This window comes from Paractinoplanes rhizophilus, from assembly GCF_042664765.1.
In the GTDB taxonomy this organism is placed as follows: Bacteria; Actinomycetota; Actinomycetes; order Mycobacteriales; family Micromonosporaceae; genus Actinoplanes; species Actinoplanes rhizophilus.
Map to the genome: position 1 here is coordinate 1 of NZ_JBHTBJ010000118.1, position 1216 is coordinate 1216.

Sequence of the window (1216 nt, forward strand, 5' to 3'; positions counted from 1 at the left end):
CTTGCCGCGGGTTCGGGATCAGGGCGTCGAACCCGCCGCGCCGCCAGGCCCTGATCCAGCGATCGAGGGTCTCCCGCGACAGCCGCACCGGCCGGCCGGCCGTATCCAGGTGGGTGCGGGCGGCCAGCTCACGGACCATCCGTCCACGCTGGCGGGTCGAGTGCGCCGGATCCGCGGCCTCACGGATCACCTGATAACGGAACAACGCGATCGCCCGCGCTCGTTCCGATCGCCCGGCCGCCTCGTCCGGGCGCACCCCGCCCACCGCCATCGGTCTGTCCATCACAAACTCCTCGCTCGTACTCGCCGTCCACCCGTGATTCGGGCGGCAGCGCGAGGATCGCCGCCGGCGGTCATCACCGGCAGAGGCAGTTCGTGTTGATCAGCTTCAGACCCTCGACGAGGGCCAGCCTGGGGCCAGCAACCGGCCCGCCGACACCGCCACGGCGACCTCCCAGACCGGCACCACGACCACGGCCGAACCACCCCCGACACGATCAGCGCCCACAGCGCCGAAGCGGTCGTGCACCGCCCGGGCGGCCGCGTCGATCGCGGCCAGCGCGTCCGCCCACGCCGTCCCGGCCGGATCGGGCAATACCGGATCCGGATCCAACCTCCCGCACCACTCGGTGAACACCGCCCGCACCGCCTCGACACGAACGGCGAAGCGACGCAACCATCCCCGGACCGTGTCCGGTGCCCGCCGCAGCGCGGCAGCGACCTGCCGGTAACCCCGTCCCGCCGCCCTCGCCGCCAGCGCCGCCCCGATCACCACAGCCGTATCCGCTCGCCTGACCAGCAACAACACCGGCAACAACACATGAGTCGCCCGGCACCGAGAGCACCGCGACCGGCGCGGTGTCACCACCACCGGTCCGTCCACACCCCGCACCACCCGGGTCCGGGCCCTGCCCCAACCGGTCAACCGGCCCGCACACCCCGGACACATCAACTCGCCCGAGCACAGCCGCTGCTCGACCACGACCGGATCGATCTCTACCGTGACCACCGCGCCTCCGAGCGCAAACGCTCGGCCCTCCCGCCACAACCGGCCAAGGACACGACGGGAGGGCCGAGCCCTCCAACATCGCCCTGCCCGTCGTCACCGTGGCGTCGGCGACCAACACGATCAACACGCCGCGCCGCACACCAACATCGTCGTCACGCCCAACGGCGCACGCGCCGGCTACGTCGTCGCCCTCAACGGCGGCTGACA

The 1216-nt window shown here is 72.3% G+C and carries 2 protein-coding genes; both read right to left on the reverse strand.

Translation table 11 applies throughout. The annotated features are described in order from the left end of the window. On the reverse strand, positions 1 to 283 hold a 283-nt coding region (locus ACFQS1_RS40470; protein ID WP_378978382.1), incomplete at its 3' end, for a helix-turn-helix domain-containing protein. Between the two features lie 105 nt (positions 284 to 388). Beyond that, the gene (locus ACFQS1_RS40475) at positions 389 to 775 is read right to left on the reverse strand and encodes a hypothetical protein (protein WP_378978384.1); all 387 of its coding nucleotides are present in this window, start codon (positions 773 to 775) and stop codon (positions 389 to 391) included. Between the last annotated feature and the right edge of the window lie 441 nt (positions 776 to 1216).